Here is a 17,867-nt window from a genome sequence, read left to right on the forward strand (position 1 = left end):
AAAAACGACAAGCCATCTAGAATCAAAGCCCCATTAATGCCAATCACATGATAAATCCCCAAAGCAAGCATAGGCACAATGATTTTAACTAGCGTAGCAACCGTCTGCAGATAAGAATTAACTAGTGTAATCTGTTCTTTTTCAACAATTTCTTTGGTAAAAGCATTATAAGCTGGCGTCGAAAAAGCTGACAACAATGCCAACAAAGCATTTGTCAAAATCACTGCATACATCAACCAAGTTTGCTGAGTGATAAAAGACAAAATCAGACAGATTAAACCACTTAAAAAATCAGTCAATATAATAATTTTCTTTCGCCGAAAACGGTCCGCTATCACACCACCAAAGAGATTAAAAAGAGCGCCAATGATATTTTCCGTTGATTGATAGATTCCCACTAAAACCATTGACTTGACATTCATACTAGCCAAAAATGAATTATTAACATAATCAAATAAGACATCTCCGACTTTTGAAATTGTACTACTTGTGACCAAAAGTCCAGTATTTTTCTTCTCAATTTTTTTCATACAAACCTCCTTTTTCAGACAGTATACGCTTGAAAAGGTCGTTTTGCAATATTCTTTCAAATTATTTTCAAAAAAGCACCGCACATCGTACGGTGTTTGATTTATCTTAGTAATGGTTTAATGTAAGCAATCAATTCTTTGGTCATTCGTCGTGGGCCGCGTACAGCTTTAACACCATAGGATTTTAGATGTTCAAAGGTTACTTCATTATCAGAAAATGACTGTAGCAATTCAATTTTCATTAGTTTCTTAATAGAAGTATCATCTCGGTAAGCATCATTTGGTATATTAGCTTCAAGGACTCGGCAAAAATAACGAACTGCCTTAGTTGGTGCAGTCATGTAAATCGCGACAAAATCACCTTTTTTAATACTTGCTTTTTGCGTCCATAAAATGATTTTGCTTGCTGCAAATTCCGCATCAATATCATAATACTTTGGATTAGCTGGGATAATCCAATAATCTGGACCACTACCACTCCCTAAAGACTTCCCAATCACCAAAGCTCTGCTATTGTCCACCAAAGAAAAAAGTAAATCATCTGAAACAGTCTCATCCAAAACCACAGTCACCCAAGACTTCTTATTCATGTGATAAGACGGATAAACGCCCTTGATTTCAATCAATTCAGGCAACTTAGCTTGTTCAACCTTAATATTGATTATTTCAACTTTGTCATCCAGCGCTTCTTGCGGCCACTGCTCCTCACCAAGGTCTAATTTGCCACGCGCAATCGTCATCACAAGCCCATACCACTTCTGATTATCAGGATAGCGAAATGAAGAAAAATCAGGATATTTTTCAAAAGGATGGTCATACATGTCGCCATATGTCGCTTGCAAGTAGTGTGCGAGACGATTGGTTTGTGGATTGAGAAATGGCAGAGCTTCAAAGCAAGCTGTCGCCACACGTTCAAGCACCGCAAGATAAGCTTCTCTGACTTGCCCAACAAAATTTCCCATTGCTTGCGCCACATGAATGGCAAGATATTCCTCGTTCAAATCAGTATCAATCACATGAGTTGACACCTCCCCATCTGCCGCAACATGAACACGCACTTCAAAAGCGCCGTCCAAAATAGTTTCGCGGAACTCATAACCACCCTGTGATTTCTGAAAACCAAACGGTACCAAACGCTCAAACACCACCCGCTTTTTCCTAAAAATATCCGATTCAAATGACATAAGGACTCCTTTCGTTTAGCATAAGTATAACAAAAAAAGGCTGGAATGGCATTTTCCAGCCCTTTCTTTTCATCATTGAATGAGGTAATATTCTCGTAAGAGTTTTTTTCAATATCAGGTTCCTTCTGTCTTACGAAGAGCTTGCTTGAGGATAAATTTTTCGAAAAAATTCAACTTCATATCAGTAATAGCCTTGTCATCGCGTAGCACAACTGTCGCATGAAGCAAGTCACGCACATTATAGGTGCTCCCCCAAACTTCTGGAACACCACGGTCAATATCCAAGAGCATGTAAACAGCTTCCATACCTGTTCGAATAGAATATTCGGTGATAGACTGCGTCTCCGCAAATTGTCCTAAAAAGCAAAGTTAACAGCGCCATCTGGCACGACATTTGGACGATCTCCTTTTTTCACGTGGCATGAAAAAGGCTGTTATATAAGGCATCATACAAGGAACAGTTTTGGCACTGTGACGCGTAAACCAACCACCTTTTCCTCAACCACATCAATCATAAGCTGATAGATCAACTGATAAAGGCTGTACCAGACGACCATTGGACAAAATATACTGTACCGTCATCATAAATATCAGTACTTTCGCGATCACCTCCAGCAGAAGCAACATAGGAACGTGATAAATAGATTGAAATACCATTCTTCTGATTACTTTGCTATATGAACATTCATAATGACAAAGTCCTCATCATTAACCTTGGTAATAATATAATATCCTACACGAAAGCGAATATAGTCAGACAACATCCCTGCCAGATATTTTCCCAGCGCCTGTGGAAAAACAACATCTATTAAATATTTATCAATCCATCGGGCAATGACTTTCTGTCTTCCCCTATCCAATTTATCCATAGCCCTGAAAAAGTTGAAGCATAGCGAACTTGATATTTAGCTATAATACTTTATCAGCTAATTTATAAAATCATATTAAAACGTGATTACTAATTCACTTGGTTAAATCATACAGAATATTACTAATTTTTTTACTATAATTATCTAGAAGATACTCTGATCGGTGGCTTTCCACTCCTCTTTCCAAACCAACACTTTCATTTAAAAATACTTCTATATTTCTTGATGAAAAGCCTATTTGTATTTTTTCACTTGGATTTTGAAAGTTTATGGCATTAAGAAGAGTTTCAAAATCTCTAATATATTCCAATAAAAAATTTTTATCCATTTTATCTGAAAAATTTATATATTTATCATAAAACCACTTGATATTTAGATTATTGTTATTAGCCCACCCACCAATATTGTTTTCAAAGTAATTATTATCCCTATCATATGGGAAATTACCAACAAAGATATCTTTTTCACGAAGTAACTCTTGGATAACTAGTAAAATTCTCTCATAAAATTCCCTAGTATCTGTTCCCTTCTTATTTGCAATATAATTCAAAGTCCTCCCTAATAGTAAACCTATGTTGTATTCTTCTATAATTTCCATAATCTTTAAGTTTTCATCAGAAGAAATTCTATCTATAAAATCTGTATTATCTTGTCTATAAATTTTATCTAAAGTTCGAACAAAACGTTTCAAGGCAAGTATTTTTACTGCCGGTTGACTGATTGTTTCCTTGTAGATTTCAATTCTTTCTGTTATCTGTTCTTTTATACCAATAAATTCTATTAAATATTTTCTATCTAGATACTTTTTATATTTCTCTATCTCATCTAGACTTATTACTCTTCTAAGGTGAAATGATACTTCTCCATAATAGTAGAAATAATAAATTTGTTCTTGGTAAATCGTTTTACATAAGATTAAAATAAATTCTATATCTTCAATATCTTGATTTAATATTGGTAAGTTAATATTTCCAGATTGTAGAGTTCCAATATTTTCTGATTTTATCACATCATTTTTATCTGAAAAACTTTTTACAAAAATACGTACATCATCAATAAAAGAATCATTTATATAAACGTCTAGTTTATAACTCTCTTTCCCATTACTCCCAACCTTATTGACCATGAATGTTGGTCTAACTTTTTGAAGCTCTCTTTCATTACTAACAAATCTTTCAATTGCAGCTTGCTTTTCTTCTAATTCTCGCCGATTTCTTTCACCCTCTATCCTATTTTGCTCATCTCTATAGCGTTCGCCTTGTTGCCTATTCCATTGTTCTATTGAAACCCTAATCTGTTTGTTTACTGACCAAATAGTCAAAATAATCGTTAATATGGAAAAAATAAGGCCTAAATAAGTTTCATTTTTTTCAATATAGCTATATAATTTCCCAATTATGTTATTTTCCTTAAATAATGGCAATACTACCAACAAGGTAGTAACAGTAAAAAGTAGTATTACTCCAAAAACTTTAAATATGAAACGGAAAAAACTAGAAATATAGCTTATCACCACTTTACCCTCCATCCTTTAAAAATTACTGTGCCATATTATGCTAAAAATATGACCTTTGTATTGAATAGTATCTGGACAACTTAAACGAGTGCTCAAATTTTTATTTTTGTACTTGTTCTGCCGTAAGCCATTCCATATTTCCTTTACTATTCTGCTTTACGGTACATTTCCACCATGTTCCATCTTGAACAGTTGCCATATTAATTTCACTTCTTTTTGGATTATATATTTCTCCATGTTTCCATGCAAAAAGACGATAACGTTTTCCTTCTCTATCAGTAAAATAACATACTAAACTGTTACTTTTGAATTTATTCCACCCTCTAAATTCTAGTTTCAAAAGAAACTCTCCCTCTTTATCAAAAGCATCATACAACTCAAAATTATGCTCAGTTAATTCTTCATAAGTTGTTAGTACACCATTTATATTCATAACCATGTCTCCTAAATTTTTTAATTTTATTATACCAAAAAAACACGGTCTTTAGACTGTGTTTCCTTAGTCAATTTATAAACATTCTTATACCTATTTAATCCATTCTAAACACCTAATAATATTTGAAATTCCTATTTATATAACCTAAACATTCCAGTTCTATAATTACCTTAAGAAAATTTTTACTACAATAATCAATATGGGAGCAAGGACTATACTCATGGAGTTAAGCCTATTAACTAATTCTGTTTTTGTCCTAGTTTATATACTAAAATTAAATTGAATAACCTTTTAACCAAAATATTTAAGCCAAAGAATAAAAGTAATAAAACAACTAATATTATGGAGATAATTACTGAGAACTCGGATAAGGAAGTAGGGTATTTGAAAGATTGCACAACTCCTTGTTTAGTTCCTAAATAAGTGATTAAGTAAATGATAAAACGGGTATTCCATATGTGATAAACAAACCTATTCCGTTTATAATATTTTTCAATTTTATTATCTCCTAACAACTTCTCCATCTCACTTAAAATTGTGTATTGCCCTCGATAAAAAATTTGAAGACTTGTTTTATTTTTAACAAACCAATAACCCCACCTCAACCATTAGTTGAAGTGGGGCGTTCTTTTATAATCGATTTATTATTTCACCAACTTTTTCATGTCTTCGATACGCGCAACTGTTGCGTCGTATTTAGCTTGGTAGTCAACTTGTTTGTTGCGTTCTTTTTGGACAACTTCTGGTTTAGCGTTAGCGACGAATTTTTCGTTGCCAAGTTTACGTGCAACCATATCCAATTCTTTTTGCCATTTAGCAAGTTCTTTGTCAAGACGTGCCAATTCTTCTTCAACGTTAAGAAGGTCAGCAAGTGGCAAGAAGATTTCTGCGCCAGTGATAACGCTAGACATTGCCAATTCTGGAGCTTCAATATCAGAAGAAATTTCTAGTTTTTCAGGATTTGTGAAACGTTTGATATAGTTCACATTGCTGTTGAAGAAATCTTCCAATTCTTTGTCGCTTGTCTTAACAAGAAGTGTGATTGGTTTGCTTGGTGCAACGTTCACTTCGCTACGTGCGTTACGAACGGCACGGATAAGGTCTTTAAGACTTTCAACACCTTTGTGCGCAGCTTCATTTTCAAATGCTGGGTTAACAGTTGGGTATTCAGCTGTTACGATTGAACCTTCAGAAATTTGTTCAAAGATTTCTTCAGTTACGAATGGCATGATTGGGTGAAGCAAACGAAGGATTTTATCAAGTGTGTAAAGAAGAACTGAACGAGTGATAACTTTTTCGTCTTCATTGTCGCTGTAAAGCACTTCTTTAGTCAACTCAACATACCAGTCAGCAAATTCATCCCAGATGAAGTTGTAAAGAATGTGACCAGCCACACCGAATTCAAATTTATCAAAGTTTTCAGTGACTTTAGCGATTGTTTCGTTCAAGTTGTGGAGGATCCAACGGTCAGTCACGTTACCAGCTGTTCCAGCAGCAACTTTTTCAACATTAGCGCTAGCTTGTTCAAGTGTAAGGTCTTCATTGTTCATCAAAATGTAACGAGAGATGTTCCAGATTTTGTTAATGAAGTTCCAAGCTGCATCCATTTTTTCGTAAGAGAAACGAACGTCTTGACCTGGTGCAGAACCGTTTGATAAGAACCAACGAAGCGCATCAGCACCATATTTTTCGATAACGTCCATTGGGTCAATACCGTTACCAAGCGATTTAGACATTTTACGTCCTTGTTCGTCACGGATAAGACCGTGGATAAGCACGTTTTCAAATGGACGGCGTCCTGTGAATTCCAATGATTGGAAAATCATACGTGATACCCAGAAGAAGATGATATCATAACCAGTTACCAATGTTGAAGTTGGGAAGTAACGTTTGAAGTCTTCTGCTTCTGTGTCAGGCCAACCCATTGTTGAGAATGGCCATAGTGCTGAACTAAACCAAGTATCAAGCACATCTTCGTCTTGAGTCCATCCGTCACCTTCTGGAGCTTCTTCACCGACGTACATTTCACCTTCAGCATTGTACCATGCTGGGATTTGGTGACCCCACCATAATTGACGAGAGATAACCCAGTCGTGAACATTTTCCATCCATTGAAGGAAAGTATCGTTGAAACGTGGTGGGTAGAATTTTACTTCGTCGTCAGTATCTTGGTTAGCAATGGCATTTTTAGCCAACTGATCCATTTTAACGAACCATTGTGTTGACAAACGTGGTTCAACTGGCACACCAGTACGTTCTGAGTGACCAACGCTGTGAACCATTTTTTCGATTTCAACAAGCGCACCGATTTCTTCCAATTTTTTAACGACAGCTTTACGTGCTTCAAAACGATCCATACCAGCAAATTCACCAGCAAGTTCGTTCATTGTACCATCGTCGTTCATCACGTTGATTTGTGGCAAGTTATGGCGTTGACCAACTAAGAAGTCATTAGGGTCGTGTGCAGGAGTGATTTTAACCACACCAGTACCAAATTCTGGGTCAGCGTGTTCATCACCAACGATTGGAATAGCTTTGTTAACGATTGGAAGGATAACGTTTTTACCAATCAAATCTTTGTAACGATCGTCATTTGGGTTAACCGCAACGGCAACGTCACCAAACATTGTTTCAGGACGAGTTGTTGCCACTTCAAGGCTACGTGAACCATCTTCCAACATGTAGTTCATGTGGTAGAATGCACCTTCGACATCTTTGTGGATAACTTCGATATCAGAAAGAGCTGTACGAGCTTTTGGATCCCAGTTGATGATAAATTCACCACGGTAAATCCAACCTTTTTTATAAAGTTCAACAAAGACTTTACGGACCGCTTTTGACAATCCTTCATCAAGGGTGAAACGTTCACGTGAGTAGTCAACAGAGATACCCATTTTACCCCATTGTTGTTTGATTGTTGATGCGTATTCATCTTTCCATTCCCAGACTTTATCAAGGAATTTTTCACGACCAAGGTCGTAACGTGAGATACCATCTTCAGCAAGACGTGCTTCAACTTTTGCTTGTGTTGCAATCCCCGCATGGTCCATACCAGGAAGCCATAAAGTATCAAAACCTTGCATACGTTTTTGACGGATAATAATATCTTGCAAAGTTGTATCCCAAGCGTGACCAAGGTGAAGTTTACCAGTTACGTTTGGTGGTGGAATAACGATAGAATACGGATGAGCTTTCTTATCGCCAGAAGGCTTGAAAACATCTTCATCCAACCATTTTTGATAACGACCAGCTTCAACTTCAGCTGGGTTATATTTTGGTGAAAGTTCTTTTGACATAATGTGTCCTTTCTACAATTTTTTCAATAAGTCAATCAATTCAATTTATCAGGTGCTGCTGACAGCTCCTCCCACTCACTTTTTAACAATCCGTAACGCAGTAAATCACAACGTTTTCCTTGTGCATCCTTACGATCACGGATTTTTGATTCAAGAGTAAAGCCAAGCTTTTCAGCAATACGCTGGCTAGCTTTGTTGTAACTATAACATTCAATTTCGATTTTATGGAGGCCGACCAGATTAAAACCAACTTCTAAAAGCGCACGCGCAGCTTCTGGCATAATACCTTGACCCCAATAATCTGGGTGGAGTGTATAGCCCATCTCCAGCACATCATCAGCATGGCGGTGATTAAAATCAACCGAGCCAATGACTTTATTTGTCCCTTTTAAGCAAATACCATAACCAGACGGTACCTTTTGCTCAACCCAGCGCTTTGGCATAATGTTTTCAAGATAATATGCCTCTGCTTCCACACTTTCTGCAGGTGGAAAACCAGCTGGCCAAGTCACTTCTGGCAAGCTCGCATAATCAAAAATATCCTTAGCATCTGACACCAAACGCTGACGCAAGTAAAGACGTTCTGTCTCTACATCCGGAAGTTTATTGTCGTTTATCTGACCCAAAATTTTAATCATATTTTAAACTCCTTATAAAAGTTCCTAGTTTATCACTATTCTTGTCATCTAAATAACGATAAATACGTTGCTTTTCATCACCAATATACTCAATTGGAGAGAATACATTACTCTTAAAATTCCCTTTAGTATCAAGTAATGTCTCATCACACCAACGATTAATAATACGAGCTGTAAAATTGACATACTCACCAAATTCTTGAATCTGCTCTACCCGACACTCCATAGATACAGGGCATTTTTCTAATAATGGAGCATCTATTACAGAGGATAATTCATAAGGAACTGATAATAATGTCAACTTATCTCTTTTTGTTAAGAAACCGGCTTTTTCCATTAAAAAACCTTGTTCCTTAGTTGGAATATTAATCGTAAATTCTTTAAATTTACTAATTTGCTTAACTGCATTACTCCCCTTAAACATCCCAATAACTACCATATCACCCAGACTAAACGATGAACTGCATGTCGTAATGTTATAGGAAAATTTTTCATCTTTATAACCTAATATAAAAATCGGAAAAGCATAATAAAATTTTGAAGTATTAAACGTTTTTTTCATCTGTTAACACCTACAATCAAAAAATCGCCCCTGTCTTTCGACAGGGACGAACTTTTATAAATCCGCGGTACCACCCACATTCGAGTGACTAGCACTCGCAACTTTGTTATTCAGTTACAACCTTCAGCAACCAGCCTCGACATTTGTGCGGATTTCTCAATAACACCGCTCCCTGTAACAAATGGTCTTCAAGACACCTCTGAATGTTATTATTTTAACAGATTTGGTCAGCTAACGCAAATGGATTAAGCTTTGAAAGCTACGCCATTTTCTTTAAGTTTGTTAACTGTTGCTGGACCAATTCCTTTAAAGGCCAAAACTTCTTTTTCAGTGAAGTTAGCAAAATCAGAAACTGATTTGAGTCCTTCATTGTAAAGTGTCTCAACAAGTTTTGGTCGAATGCCTTCTACGGCAGAAATCGCTGAAAATTCTTCCAAAGTAAGAGTCGCTTTTGAAACAACGTTAGCAGCAGCTTTAGCAGTTGATGCAGCAGCTGTTTTGATGATACCTGCACGTTTTAATTTCAATAAATACTCTTTTTTACGATTCTTTTTCTTTGCCATTTTTAATAATTTCTCTCCCCTAAAAGATTATCTGGTAATTCGTGGAAACCTTTACCGGCTTTATAATTAGCAAATTTGCCTTGGATATAACGGTAAGCATCTAACTTACTTTCGTAACGGATGTAAGCATCAGCAGCACGTTCATCCTTATCTTCTTCCACAATTTTACGGCTGGCTTCCATTGCCATTTCATTAACTGTAATTTGTGAATCTACCCAAGCTTCAAATTCTTTTAAAAATTCTTGTTCGTAAGTCATAAATACCTCTCGTCTGATTTCCTAGGTCATATTATAACACAAACCTTGATAAAATGAGAGCCTTGTAAAGGATTTGTAACATGATTTCCATGAAACAGCTTCTTTTTCAAGATATTTTTCTGAAAAGATAGGTCAAATCATTGAAATAGCTGAAAATTTAACAACTTTTTACTCATACAATCTTGTCTTTTTCTACCATATAAGATAGAATATTAAAAATATTTTGACAAGATATTCTTGGAAGGGAGTTTTAAAATGATTTTATCGCAATTTGATGCTAAACAAGAAGCTATTATCAATCCAAAAGATATCGTACAAGCACTGCCAGATTTTCCAAAAACCGCTGTAACTTGCTTTGCAAGAGGCACTTTTGCGAGAATTTTAGCTGAATTTCCGCACCGTAAACTTACCAAAACAACTGTGGCTAATCTCGAAATTCCGGTTTATGCACTAGACTTTCACGGTCAAGAAGTTGCCTTTTTCAATTCTTATGTTGGAGCCAGTGGCTGCGTGGCTATCTTAGAAGACATTATCGCCATGGGAGCTGAAAATTTGCTTGTCTTTGGGACTTGTGGAGTACTTGATAGCAGTATCAAAGAAACATCAATCATTATCCCCACAACAGCTATTCGCGACGAAGGAACTAGTTATCACTATGCTCCTGCAGCTGATGAAATCGCCCTTAATCATACTTATCGCAAGCATTTTAAAACTTTCCTTGAGCAGCTAAATATCTCTTATACCGAAGGAAAAGTCTGGTCAACTGACGGTATTTACCGCGAAACACATGGGAAAATGTTAGCCAGAAAGGCACAAGGCGCTATTGCTGTTGATATGGAATGCTCTGCCATTGCCGCACTTGCTGAGTTTAGAAAAATTAACCATTTTCAATTCTTTTACTCAGCTGACAACTTAGATGCCGAGATTTGGGACGCTAGAACACTAGCTAACGACGCTGATTTGGAAACCAAAGACCGCATTGCAAACCTTGCCTTAAGCTTTGCAACTCAAGTATTTCAATAATAGTCTAAGAAACTCAGCCTTATTAGCTGAGTTTTTTTTGAAATTTTTTTATTGCTGTTAATGCTTGATTTTTAGCTATCTTTGACTTTTTAATCCAAAAAAATCAGTTTTAAGCTCTTGTCAAACACAAAATATAGTGCTACTATTTTATCCGGGCACAAGATATTGTGTCTAAAACTTTTGTCTCGACAAGGCAAGGCCTTAATTTGTCAAACATAGATATTATATTGGGAAAGGAGGACATGTTTCACCTATTTCCACACCATAATACTCACCCAAACATACATTTACTAACCTTTTCATAAGACAGATAGCTAAGCTATCACACATACATTAACATTTTACACATATTCACAAAATAAAAAAGCATACTGGAGGTGCATTACCATCGTGATTATTCTAGCAGGAATGATAGGAGTCGGAAAAACTACCTACACTTCTCTCTTGGCCAAAGAACTTGGCACAACAGCTTTCTTTGAACCAGTTGATAATAACCCAATTTTAGATAAATACTATGAAGACCCAGAAAAATATGGGTTTGCTTTACAAATTTACTTCTTGAACAAGCGCTTCAAATCAATCAAAGAAGCTTACGAAGCAGACAATAATGTCTTAGACCGTTCAATCTACGAAGATGCTTTATTCACTTATATCAATACCCTTCAAGGAAGCATCAGTGATCAAGAATACAATATCTATTTGGAATTGCTAGACAACATGATGGAGGAAATTGACGGACTTCCTAAAAAAGCTCCTGATTTGCTTATCTACCTCGAAGGAAGTTTCGACCACATCATGAAAAATATCAAAAAACGTGGACGTGATTTTGAACAACCAGATGACGAAAATGGTCTAACAGATTACTACAAACTCCTTCACAAGCACTACACTAAATGGTATGAAGATTACCAATACAGTCCCAAAATGAAAATCAACACCGACAACCTCGATGTTACCAAAGCTGAGGACTGGGATAAAGTGTACCAAATGATCCGTCAAGAAATGAAATCAATTGGAATTGGAGATTAACATTTTTTGAAAAAAGAACTTTCACTTAAAGAATCATTTAACAACGCTTGGAATCGTTTTGACTTAAAAGAAAAGATTTTCGTAATCTTTGCCTTCTTAGTCTCTCTCGGATTTACCCTATACGGGATGATTCCGACACTCTTTTCAGGAGACCTTAACATCTTACATGTCCTCTCAATTATCATGTCTATCTTTGGTTTTGTTGGGACATGGACGTTAGCGATTCAGTGGCAACATACCTTTAAAGCCAATGGTATTCAAAATGTTGCTGGGATTTTAGTGGCTGGCATTCAAGGTGTTTACGGTGAAATGTTCAAAAGTTGCTACTACCTTGCAACAGAGTTTATCGGTCATTATAACTGGAAAAAACGCCGCAATGATAATGGTGAATTAGTTGTTGATAAAAAATTCAGTCTAAAAGACGTTCTTATCGCTGTTTTCTTCTGGACATTTGGCTTAGGATTTATTTCTTACTGGATGGGAGGACAAAAAATTGTCCTTGATGCCATCACAAATGGACTTTCCTTTACTGCCCAACAGCGCCAAGTAAAAGGTCACATCGATGGCTACTACATTTGGCTAGTTGTTGATTTGCTCAGTTTCATCCTTTACCTATCTATCGGAAACCCAATCGTTGCCTTCAGTTACCTGGGTATGGTGGCACAAGGTTTCGTAGGAATTATCATCTGGAAGAAAAGCCAAGGACAAGAAAGTCTAACTCAAGAAAACCTAGCTTAACATCACTATAAAATAGAAAACTCAAAAAGGCTGAGACATTTTTGTCTCAGCCTTTTTGCTTATACGATTGCAATAAGTAATACGCAGTCGTTGAGTGGGGTCTAATGCGTTGATAAATCAACTTTTACAACCCTACTCAACCTTGTGGGGGTGAGAGTAAAACAGTTCAGTGAACTGTTTTAGGTCAGCAACAAGAAATTAAGACTTGCTGAGAAATCGAATTTCTTCGAAATTACCGATTTCTATCTCACTCCCTTTTTAATAATCTCATGAATTGATTTAACAGGCTGAACATCTTTTTCATGTTCTCCAAGCATTTTTTCCATCCAAATCATGTCATACCAACGGTTGAATTTATAACCCGAATCATGAAATTTTCCAACCAATTGATAACCAAGTGCTCGATGGAATTTCTCGCTTCCATTTGTCAGATAGGCATCTTCGACATCAGTTGAAGCAATACAAGCATTAAGATTGAGGATACCCATTTGAGTTAGATAATCTTCTAACTTTCCATAGATTTGACGTCCTACACCCTTACCACGCGCAGCCTTATCCAGATAAACCGTCGCTTCTGCTGACCAAGCATAAGCAGCTCTAGGATGGAATTTAGAGGCATAAGCATAACCAAGAATCTTGCCATCCTCTTCGGCTACCAAATAAGGATAAAAGGCCATAATTGTACGCATACGAGCTGTAAATTCCTCTAAACTAGGCACATCGTACTCAAATGTAATAGCTGTTTCTTCAACATAATAACGATAAATATCAAGCAGAGCTTTTGCATCATCTAAGCTTGCCAAACGAATCGTAATGGCCATTCTCACAAGTCCTCCAAAAATAATCAATAATTTAGTATAACGATAAAGTAGCCCAGTGTCAAAATAAACATAACACCACTTGTCAAATTCACGATTATTAAAAAACGCAAGGAGCCCCTTACGTTTCATCATTTTCTTATTTCTTGACTAACTTAACAACTGCTTCTGTCCTTGCCGTATGCGGAAACATATCCACTGACTGAATATAATGAACGTCATAAACTTTACTTAATTTTACTAAGTCACGAGCCAACGTTGCTGTATTACATGACACATAAACCATTTTAGCAGGTTGATACTTCAAAATAGTATCTAAAAGCTTATCATCAAGACCTGTACGTGGTGGATCGACGATTAAAGCATCCGCACGATAGCCTTCTTTATACCATTTTGGAATAATCTCTTCTGCACGCCCAGCTTCATAGTGAGTATTATCAAATCCCATACGCTGTGCATTTTTCTTAGCATCAGCAATTGCCTCTGGAATAATATCCATACCACGAACACTTTTTACCTTATCAGCAAAAGCAAAACCAATTGTCCCAACACCACAATAAGCATCTATGACATGGTCATTTTCAGTTACATCAAGCGCTGCAACAGCCTGACTATACAAAACCTGCGTTTGTTCAGGGTTCAATTGATAAAAGGCACGTGGCGACAAGCTAAATTGATAGTTCAATACCTCTTCAGAAATATCTGCATTCCCCCAGATAACCTCTGTTTTTTCGCCATAAATATCGCTTGATTTTGAACGATTATAGTTCACAGCGATTCCTTTAATCTCTTCAAATTCTGCTGTTAAAGCCTTAATCACAGGTGCCAAGAAAACATCACGACTAGTGATAAAAATAATTTGAACTTGGTCGCTTGACTTTGCCTTACGAATCATTACAGTTCGAATACCAGCAATCTTGCGTTCATCATAAATTGGAATATGATGCTTTTCTAAAAGCTCTGTCACACGATTAATAATCGCTTGTGTCAATTCATCCTGCACCAAACAATCCTTGATATCAACAAGACGATGACTCCCCTCTTCAAAAAGCCCAGCCTTCACATTACCTTTAAAAGAACGTGTCTGGAACTGCAACTTAGCACGGTAATGATAAGGCACTTCCACCCCAAGTGTATGACGAATTTCGAATTTTTCATAACCAGCAGGCTTAAATTTCTTCAATGACTGTGAAATCAAATCATCTTTAAATTCCAATTGTTTATCATAACGCAAATGCATGATTTGACAACCACCGCATTTTTGATAAATCGGACATTTAGGCTCCACACGGAATTTTGATTTTTTATTAATTGTTAATAGTCTTGCCTGCGCAAAATTACGCTTAACTGAGGTAATTTGACAAAAAATATCTTCCCCCTTCAAAGCACCTGGGACGAAGACTAAAGTCTTCTTATAAAATCCAATTCCTTCACCATTAATTCCCATTCGCTTGATTTTCAAAGGAATTTTTTGTTTTACTTTCAAATTCATTAGTGACTAAATATAACTCCTGCTTCTTTCAATTTTTCTAAAGTCGCCTCACCAAACTGAGGTAGGGCTAAAATTTCTGCTTCTGTCCAAACTTGAAAATCTTGCAAATGATAAATATCATGTGCTAGCAAAATATCAATTTGGAATTCTGTTAAAAATTCTAAGGATTCAACTTCTGACTGCCCAACTTTATGCTCTGAAAAATAATCATTCAAGTAAGCTTGTACATAATTTCCAGCAGTCATTAACAAGGGCAAAATGCGATAAAATCCGACATATACCGCTTCTAGACTATCCTTTTGATGAATTCCAGACGCCCCAACAGACATAATATCATCCATTAAAAAATCAGGTGATTGGCAAAAAATAGTAAAATCTTTCACATTTACATTCAAAAGCTCTAGCAAGTGATGAGCCATTTCATCGTACCCACTCAAAATAGCACCAACTAATAGAGGTACTTCTAATAAAATATCATGTTCATCTGATTTTCCCTTGAAGAAAGCTAGAGCTTTATCGTACTGAGAAGTCAAAATATAGAGAGCCATCATCTCATGGGAACAGGCAAAAAGATCGGACGAATCAAGCTCAAAGACCTCTTCAAATTGCTCAAGAGCTCTTTGATAAAGCCCATTTTGTTTGTATAACATCCCAAGATTTACTTTTGAAAAATAGTAATCTCTCTCTGAAATCTCATTCTTTTCAAAGAGTTCTTGATAATAATCAACACGCTTTTTAAGCTCCGTTAGATCCTCATATAAATTCCAAGTTTCAGAATTTAATGCATCGTCTTCATCTTCCCAAAAATCATCATCACCAGCAATTTCTTCGTGACTAAACTCATCATCACACGCCCTTAAAAAACGATACTCTTCTAAATTAATTATTTTACTATCTCTCACCACATCACCTCCCTATACTTTAATCACTACTATTTTAACATTTTTGTTATAATGAATGTATGAAAATCACTAAAATCGAAAAGAAAAAAAGGCTATATCTTTTAGAAATTGACGAGAAAGATAAACTTTACGTAACAGAAGACACTATTGTTCACTTTATGTTAAGTAAAAATATGGAAATTGACGAAAAAACATTGAAAGATATTCAAAAATATGCTCAATTTTCATATGGTAAAAATCTGGCTCTTTATCAAATTTCCTTCAAACAACGCACTGCAAATGAAGTGAAAACATACCTAGAAAAGAATGAAATTGATAGCCGATACATTCCAACAATCATTGAAAATCTCAAAAAAGAAAACTGGATCAATGATGCTCAATATGTCGAGACATATTTATCACAAAACCTTACATCAGGTGATAAAGGTGGCTATGTTTTAAAACAAAAATTACTTCAAAAAGGGGTTGATGCTCAGCTTATTGACCATCAATTAGCAAATTTAGACTTTTCAGACCTTGCAGAAAAAACAGCTCAAAAACTTTTACGAAAGTACCAAAACAAACTCTCAACAAAAACACTTAAAGATAAAATCATCCAAAATATGATGAACAAAGGTTTCTCTTACTCCGAAGCAAAAAATGCCTTTGAAACACTTGATGTTGAAAAAGATGAAGAGCAAGAATTCGAGCTTTTAAATAAAGAATTTGATAAACAGTATCGAAAATTTAGTAAAAAATATGAAGGTTACGAACTAAACCAACGATTAACACAAGCTCTTGCCCGAAAAGGCTTCTTGTATGACGACATTAAAAGTGCACTTAGAGATTATTTGTGAAATAAATTGCATTTCTAAGTGTCCTTTTTCAGAAAATTATGATAAACTATAACAGATAAGTTTAATTGTAGAAAGTTGGTAAGGCATGAAATTACCTAAGGAAGGCGACTTTATTACAATTCAAAGTTATAAGCATGATGGTAGTTTGCACCGAACATGGCGCGACACTATGGTACTAAAAACAACAGACAATGCTGTTATAGGAGTTAACGATCACACACTAGTAACTGAAAGTGATGGGAGACGTTGGGTTACGCGAGAACCAGCCATTGTTTATTTCCATAAAAAATACTGGTTTAACATTATTGCAATGATAAGAGATAACGGTGTTTCATACTACTGCAATCTTGCTAGTCCATACGTCATGGACGAGGAAGCCCTCAAGTATATCGATTACGATTTAGATGTCAAAGTCTTTGCGGATGGTGAAAAAAGACTACTTGATGTCGACGAGTACGAAATACACAAAGAAGAAATGGGCTACTCTCCAGACATTGATTTTATTTTAAAAGAGAATGTCAAAATACTTGTTGATTGGATTAACAATGAAAAAGGACCATTTTCAGAAGCCTATATTAACATTTGGTACAAACGTTATCTTGAACTTAAGAATCGTTAAAGTTGCGAGCACTCCACAAGGGGTGCTTTTACGCTAAAGGAAGGAGTTACTATATGGCATTTGAAATCAGTAAAGAAAGATACGCTAGTTTTGGCGTAGCAACAAGTCTTCCACATGAAATTATTGATACTTTCTGGGATATTCTTGATAACTACCTCAGAGGTGTCTTCCCACTTGATTCAGTCATTAGATTTCGCTTGACTGAAAATAACGGGAAACTAACTATTAGGTACCAGAATCAAACAAACCAGACAGTAATTTCTTTCGATTACAACTATCCATATGATCCCTATTTTCCAACCATCGTCTACCTTATTGACCAATCTGGAACTGAAACACTGTTACTACCACATGAATTAGATTGAAAAAAAGAAGGCCAAAGCCTTCTTTTTAAACCTTTTAAACAAAAATAAATAAAATAGTCCGTACGGGATTCGAACCCGTGTTACCGCCGTGAAAAGGCGGTGTCTTAACCCCTTGACCAACGGACCATATTAATAAATGGGCACAAGTGGACTCGAACCACCGACCTCACGCTTATCAGGCGTGCGCTCTAACC

Annotated in this window: 19 protein-coding genes, 1 tRNA gene and 1 pseudogene; 6 read left to right on the forward strand and 15 right to left on the reverse strand. The window is 36.0% G+C overall.

What is annotated here, in order from left to right; genetic code table 11:
• The 11 genes and pseudogenes from B4D49_RS00410 to B4D49_RS00460 all read right to left on the reverse strand — a co-directional run.
• Window positions 1–530 (reverse strand): MFS transporter (locus tag B4D49_RS00410; RefSeq protein ID WP_286782860.1); only part of this gene is annotated, 530 nt, incomplete at its 3' end.
• A 101-nt stretch (window positions 531–631) separates the two neighbouring features.
• Complete coding sequence (locus B4D49_RS00415; protein ID WP_199544503.1) at window positions 632–1,714, reverse strand: MmcQ/YjbR family DNA-binding protein; 1,083 nt, start codon at window positions 1,712–1,714, stop codon at window positions 632–634.
• A gap of 72 nt (window positions 1,715–1,786) precedes the next feature.
• Window positions 1,787–2,191, reverse strand: a pseudogene (locus tag B4D49_RS00420) (oleate hydratase); the annotation flags it as partial.
• 188 nt (window positions 2,192–2,379) lie between these two features.
• The gene (locus B4D49_RS00425) at window positions 2,380–2,583 is read right to left on the reverse strand and encodes a type II toxin-antitoxin system mRNA interferase toxin, RelE/StbE family (protein ID WP_199544506.1); all 204 of its coding nucleotides are present in this window, start codon (window positions 2,581–2,583) and stop codon (window positions 2,380–2,382) included.
• A gap of 94 nt (window positions 2,584–2,677) precedes the next feature.
• Window positions 2,678–4,111: a hypothetical protein gene (locus tag B4D49_RS00430; protein ID WP_286782861.1), complete on the reverse strand. Its 1,434-nt coding sequence runs from the start codon at window positions 4,109–4,111 to the stop codon at window positions 2,678–2,680.
• A gap of 88 nt (window positions 4,112–4,199) precedes the next feature.
• Window positions 4,200–4,532, reverse strand: coding sequence for a hypothetical protein (locus B4D49_RS00435; protein WP_199544509.1), 333 nt, complete (start codon window positions 4,530–4,532; stop codon window positions 4,200–4,202).
• 647 nt (window positions 4,533–5,179) lie between these two features.
• Window positions 5,180–7,831 carry a valine--tRNA ligase gene (locus B4D49_RS00440; protein WP_286782862.1) on the reverse strand — a complete coding sequence of 884 codons (2,652 nt, stop codon included), beginning with the start codon at window positions 7,829–7,831 and terminating at the stop codon, window positions 5,180–5,182.
• Window positions 7,832–7,866: 35 nt separating this feature from the next.
• Window positions 7,867–8,469, reverse strand: coding sequence for a GNAT family N-acetyltransferase (locus B4D49_RS00445; protein WP_286782863.1), 603 nt, complete (start codon window positions 8,467–8,469; stop codon window positions 7,867–7,869).
• Window positions 8,462–9,031: a flavin reductase family protein gene (locus B4D49_RS00450; protein WP_286782864.1), complete on the reverse strand. Its 570-nt coding sequence runs from the start codon at window positions 9,029–9,031 to the stop codon at window positions 8,462–8,464. The genes B4D49_RS00445 and B4D49_RS00450 overlap by 8 nt, the downstream gene beginning before the upstream one ends.
• A gap of 245 nt (window positions 9,032–9,276) precedes the next feature.
• A complete protein-coding gene (locus B4D49_RS00455) occupies window positions 9,277–9,594 on the reverse strand; it encodes a helix-hairpin-helix domain-containing protein (RefSeq protein WP_132869421.1) in 318 nt (105 codons plus the stop codon).
• Window positions 9,595–9,596: 2 nt separating this feature from the next.
• Window positions 9,597–9,851: a DUF1912 family protein gene (locus tag B4D49_RS00460; protein ID WP_004230643.1), complete on the reverse strand. Its 255-nt coding sequence runs from the start codon at window positions 9,849–9,851 to the stop codon at window positions 9,597–9,599.
• Window positions 9,852–10,106: 255 nt separating this feature from the next.
• On the opposite strand from B4D49_RS00460, the gene B4D49_RS00465 reads away from it, so the two are divergent.
• From B4D49_RS00465 to pnuC, 3 genes are all read left to right on the forward strand, one after another.
• Entirely contained in the window at window positions 10,107–10,874 is a 768-nt protein-coding gene (locus B4D49_RS00465; protein ID WP_132869422.1) for a nucleoside phosphorylase, read from the forward strand.
• A 390-nt stretch (window positions 10,875–11,264) separates the two neighbouring features.
• Window positions 11,265–11,903: a deoxynucleoside kinase gene (locus B4D49_RS00470; RefSeq protein WP_199544519.1), complete on the forward strand. Its 639-nt coding sequence runs from the start codon at window positions 11,265–11,267 to the stop codon at window positions 11,901–11,903.
• 6 nt (window positions 11,904–11,909) lie between these two features.
• Window positions 11,910–12,641, forward strand: coding sequence for a nicotinamide riboside transporter PnuC (gene pnuC, locus B4D49_RS00475; protein WP_286782865.1), 732 nt, complete (start codon window positions 11,910–11,912; stop codon window positions 12,639–12,641).
• 242 nt (window positions 12,642–12,883) lie between these two features.
• Here the strand turns inward: pnuC and B4D49_RS00480 are convergent, their stop codons facing one another.
• From B4D49_RS00480 to B4D49_RS00490, 3 genes are all read right to left on the reverse strand, one after another.
• On the reverse strand, window positions 12,884–13,462 hold the full coding sequence (locus B4D49_RS00480; protein ID WP_286782869.1) for a GNAT family N-acetyltransferase: 579 nt from the start codon (window positions 13,460–13,462) through the stop codon (window positions 12,884–12,886).
• 136 nt (window positions 13,463–13,598) lie between these two features.
• Window positions 13,599–14,951, reverse strand: a complete 1,353-nt coding sequence (rlmD, locus tag B4D49_RS00485; protein WP_286782866.1) for a 23S rRNA (uracil(1939)-C(5))-methyltransferase RlmD — start codon at window positions 14,949–14,951, stop codon at window positions 13,599–13,601.
• A complete protein-coding gene (locus B4D49_RS00490; RefSeq protein ID WP_286782867.1) occupies window positions 14,951–15,853 on the reverse strand; it encodes a hypothetical protein in 903 nt (300 codons plus the stop codon). The genes rlmD and B4D49_RS00490 overlap by 1 nt, the downstream gene beginning before the upstream one ends.
• Window positions 15,854–15,912: 59 nt before the next feature.
• On the opposite strand from B4D49_RS00490, the gene recX reads away from it, so the two are divergent.
• The 3 genes from recX to B4D49_RS00505 all read left to right on the forward strand — a co-directional run bounded on the left by recX (window position 15,913) and on the right by B4D49_RS00505 (window position 17,673).
• Window positions 15,913–16,689: a recombination regulator RecX gene (recX, locus tag B4D49_RS00495; protein WP_286782868.1), complete on the forward strand. Its 777-nt coding sequence runs from the start codon at window positions 15,913–15,915 to the stop codon at window positions 16,687–16,689.
• 85 nt (window positions 16,690–16,774) lie between these two features.
• Window positions 16,775–17,308, forward strand: coding sequence for a nucleoside tri-diphosphate phosphatase (gene ntdP, locus B4D49_RS00500; protein WP_199544524.1), 534 nt, complete (start codon window positions 16,775–16,777; stop codon window positions 17,306–17,308).
• A 53-nt stretch (window positions 17,309–17,361) separates the two neighbouring features.
• A complete protein-coding gene (locus B4D49_RS00505; protein WP_132870052.1) occupies window positions 17,362–17,673 on the forward strand; it encodes a DUF960 domain-containing protein in 312 nt (103 codons plus the stop codon).
• Between the two features lie 54 nt (window positions 17,674–17,727).
• Here the strand turns inward: B4D49_RS00505 and B4D49_RS00510 are convergent.
• Window positions 17,728–17,799, reverse strand: a tRNA-Glu gene (locus B4D49_RS00510).
• Between the last annotated feature and the right edge of the window lie 68 nt (window positions 17,800–17,867).

The organism is Streptococcus sp. UBA4344 (assembly GCF_002393675.1).
GTDB classification, from domain to species: domain Bacteria; phylum Bacillota; class Bacilli; order Lactobacillales; family Streptococcaceae; genus Streptococcus; species Streptococcus vicugnae.